This is a genomic window from Aquabacterium sp. A08, from assembly GCF_011742065.1.
In genome coordinates this window covers 1-221 of the sequence record NZ_JAAQQT010000273.1, presented here as the reverse complement: position 1 = coordinate 221, position 221 = coordinate 1, and the positions used below count along the sequence as shown (strand labels likewise).

Here is a 221-nt window from a genome sequence, read left to right as displayed (position 1 = left end):
GCCAGCCCGGCGCGGAACCGGTCGCGCTTGGCTTGGTAGAACCCTGGCAGTTGCAGGTAGGGCGCCGGGTCGGCCATGTAGGCGGCCAGGGCGTGTTGCATGGGCGTGTTCACGGTGAACACGTTGAACTGGTGCACCTTGCGGAATTCCGCCATCAGCGGTGCCGGGGCCACCACATGGCCCACCTTCCAGCCGGTCACATGGTAGGTCTTGCCAAAGCT

General features: G+C 65.6%; 1 protein-coding gene. It reads right to left on the bottom strand.

Translation table 11 applies throughout. From position 1 onward, the window contains the following. On the bottom strand, positions 1 to 221 hold a 221-nt coding region (locus HA630_RS26910), incomplete at both ends, for an aminotransferase class I/II-fold pyridoxal phosphate-dependent enzyme (protein WP_166831974.1).